This window comes from Mesorhizobium sp. M2A.F.Ca.ET.037.01.1.1 (assembly GCF_003998075.1).
Lineage (GTDB): Bacteria > Pseudomonadota > Alphaproteobacteria > Rhizobiales > Rhizobiaceae > Mesorhizobium.
The window spans coordinates 1-806 of the sequence record NZ_RZSA01001588.1; the positions used below are offsets into that span (position 1 = coordinate 1).

General features: G+C 63.3%; 1 pseudogene. It reads left to right on the forward strand.

What is annotated here, in order from left to right:
* Positions 1 to 806, forward strand: a pseudogene (locus tag EOA27_RS38560) (cytochrome); the annotation flags it as partial.

The following is an 806-nucleotide window of genomic DNA, read 5'->3' on the forward strand; positions in this document are numbered from 1 at the left end:
GCCACTGGTCGCGCGCGCTGACGACGACGCTGCTGACGCCTGCTATGTTCGCCACCGTCGCGATCGTCATTCTGGCCTTCTGGCGCATGACTTATGTGCTCGTGTTCGGAAACCCGCATGGGGTCACCTTCACCAACATCGCGATTGCGGGAACCTCGCTTCTGCTTTCAGTCCTCGGTCTGCTGGCCATTCTCGCCCTGTTCGTCGGGTTTTGCTTCCTGGCGTTGCGGCGGCTCGAGGACAAGGACCAGCCGGCGAGCACGCCGGTCGAGATCGGAGCGCTCGAAAAGATCCTCGCCCATGAGGACCACACCGCGCAGAACAATCTGACGGCGATCTCGACGATGAAGGTGGGCATCTTGCGGCGGCTGGCGCTGCGGCTCTCCTTCTACCTGATCTCGATATCGGCGCAGAAGGTGTTCAGGCCAGGCTTCCTCGCCACCATCAACACCATTCATTTCGCCCGCTGGGTGCTGTTGCCCGGCACCAACAGGCTGATGTTCTTCTCCAATTACGGAGGCAGTTGGGAAAGCTATCTCGAGGACTTCATCGCCAAGGCCTCGGCCGGCTTGACCGGTGTGTGGAGCAACACCGACGGCTATCCGCGCACGCGCTGGCTGTTCCTGGACGGCGCGCGCGACGGCGATCGCTTCAAGCGCTGGGCGCGGCGCCAGCAGGTGCCGACGCTGTTCTGGTACACCGCCTATCCGCGCCTCAACACCACGCGTATCCGCATCAACTCCAGGATCAGGCGCGGCATCGCCTCGGCTACCGGCAACGAGGCGCGCGACTGGCTGAGCCTTTTC